Origin of the sequence: Stenotrophomonas sp. HMWF023 (assembly GCF_003060985.1) — a bacterium.
Classification (GTDB): Bacteria; Pseudomonadota; Gammaproteobacteria; order Xanthomonadales; family Xanthomonadaceae; genus Stenotrophomonas; species Stenotrophomonas lactitubi.
In genome coordinates, this window is record NZ_QAIJ01000005.1 from 1 (window position 1) to 1,027 (window position 1,027).

General features: G+C 62.1%; 1 protein-coding gene. It reads right to left on the minus strand.

Annotation, left to right across the window (positions count from 1 at the left end):
- A partial coding sequence (locus DBR20_RS00065) for a TonB-dependent receptor (RefSeq protein WP_146186913.1) occupies nt 1–1,027 on the minus strand: 1,027 nt, incomplete at both ends.

The window sequence follows — 1,027 nt, forward strand, 5'->3', positions numbered from 1 at the left end:
ACCGGTGCCGCGTAGTAGATACGGTTCTGCCAGTTGGCACCGCCACCGACAGTCAGTTCCTGCAGCGATTGCGGGGTATAGCTGGTGAACAGCTTCAGCGCGGTCTGCGGCAGGTTGGTGTTGATGTCGGCGTCGTTGATGTCCTTGGCCACATAGCGCGACGCACCGAAGGTGGCATTCCAGCCCGGTGCCAGTTCGCCGTTCAACTCGAACTCGAAGCCACGGCTGACCGTGCCGCGTGCGGCGATATAGGCCGTTTCATTCTGCTGCCCATCCACCTTGTCCATGGTGGCCTGGCCGACGTTGTCCTGCTCGATGCGGAACACGGCCAGCGAGGCATTCAGGCGGTTGTCGAACCAGGCGCCCTTGACGCCCACTTCGTAGCTCTTGCCATCCACCGGGTCCAGGTAGCTGCCCTGCTTGTTGCGCAGCGTCTGCGGCTGGAAGATTTCGGTGTAGCTGGTGTACGCCGAGTAGGTGTCGTTGATGTCGTAGACCAGGCCGGCGTACGGCGTGGTGACCTTGTGCGAGCGATCATTGCCTTCGTCTTCGCTCTTCCAGTCGGTGTAGCGCGCACCGACGATCAGCTTCAGCGGATCAGCCAGTGACAACCGCGCGGCCACGTAGCCGGCCTTCTGGGTGATGGTGCCTTCGCTGGCCAGTGCCAGTGGATTCCAGTTCGGCTGGGGGATGTTGCCGGTCCAGCCGAGGTAGGTATCGAACGGGTTCCAGCCCGGGCCACCCATCTGGAAATCGCCGTAGTTGGCGAACTCGCGCTTGTTGTAGCTCAGGCCGGCCATGAACTGGTGCTCGCGACCGAACAGCTGGAACGGACCATCGATGTAGCCGTCGATGCCATCGACCTTGCGCTCGGTGTTGTAGAAGCCAGCCATCGGCGTTACGCCCGCGCCGGTTGTCTTGTCGAAGGCGGTGTAGGACGGATAGAACAGCTTGTCATCGGCCTGGGTGCGATCATGCGTGGCGCCGATCTTGAACTTCCAGCCATTGCCGAACGCGTGCTGCAGGG